Origin of the sequence: Rhodococcus sp. NPDC127527 (assembly GCF_042672245.1) — a bacterium.
Taxonomy (GTDB): Bacteria; Actinomycetota; Actinomycetes; order Mycobacteriales; family Mycobacteriaceae; genus Rhodococcus_G.
On record NZ_JBHXVP010000021.1, the window covers coordinates 44,240 to 45,502 of the forward strand.

1 protein-coding gene is annotated in these 1,263 nt (G+C 71.0%); it reads right to left on the minus strand.

The genetic code is table 11. The features are described 5' to 3' along the window. Nucleotides 1-119: 119 nt before the first annotated feature. On the minus strand, nucleotides 120-1,121 hold the full coding sequence (locus tag ACFVH2_RS23750) for a hypothetical protein (RefSeq protein ID WP_378427627.1): 1,002 nt from the start codon (nucleotides 1,119-1,121) through the stop codon (nucleotides 120-122). Nucleotides 1,122-1,263: the final 142 nt, after the last annotated feature.

Here is a 1,263-nt window from a genome sequence, read left to right on the forward strand (position 1 = left end):
GGCGGCGGGCGGGGGGGGGGTGGCGGGCGCGCGCCCCCCCCCGTTTCGGGTGGGCGGGGCGCCCCGCGCGGGGGGGGGGGGGGGGGCCCCCCCCCCCCCCCCCCCCCCCCACCACTGCGCTATGCGCATCTCGGACAGGGGTGCGAGGTGTCCACCCAGCCCTCCCGGACCAGGATGGTGCGCACCTGGGCGAACACCCCGCACGGGTCGTGGTGGGTTTCGGGGTAACCGAACACCAGGCGGGCGCGACCGGCCAGTTCGGCGGCGTTGTCGCGGCGGCGGTCACGGAATGCGACCTCGGCCATCGAATGGGTGCCGCGACCGTCGAGGCGGACGGTCAGCTCGGCGCCGAACTCGTCGTAGACGACGTCCTCGAAGAGAGTGCGACCGTCCACCACCACCGGACCCTGACGGTCGGGACTCGGAAGCCCGTGTGCATGTTCGACATTCGTCGCGTACTCGTATTCGAGGACGGACTGGACACCGTCGGCGAGGAGCGCGACCGCATCGACCAGGGCGCGCCGGTACCGTCGAGGTCGGCGCAACTCCAACTGCTGCCGCAACAGCCGCAGCGGGATTCGTCCGTTCGTGGCCAGCGCGACGAAGGCGGACATGGCCTCTGGGGCGGTCGGTTGCGCGACAGCGACATCGACGACGGCGGCGGCCACCGACGACACCGGTCGCTCGTGGTCGACTCGAATGTGTTTGATGGCAAGGGATCTGTGCACCTGCACGCCGGGATGGAGGACCTCGCCGACGCCGGCCGTCGGGTGCGCGGCGGCGGTCCGAGTGGCGGGTGCCTGGCTGATCGCCGAGTTCTTGCGTGGCACCGTGATGTGGATCGGTCCGTCCGGCTCACGAATCATCCCCCAGTGTTCGAGCGCGCTCTGATGACTGAGGATCGCGTGCGGGCCGCCGTAGACCAGCGCCGCGCTGAGGATCATCGGTCGGGTCAGCGGTCCGCTGCTCACCGCCACCACACCGTGCAGCACCGATTGCCACTGGCCGGTGTCGACCCGGTGACGGACACGGGACCAGGGATAGCCGGACCGGCGCAGTTGCGCAGAGTCGAGGATGCCGTGTTGTGCGTCGAGGAGCGCCTGGAAGTCGGAGCCGTCCATCGAGCCACGGTCTCACGACCAGACGCGGCGACCCTGCCGACGACCTGGGGAAATGCTCGTCCTGTGGATGAATGCGCTGGCGCGCAGTGGTGCGGTTACGGAGCCCTCAGGCTCCGTAACCGCACCACTGCGGCGCAGCCGC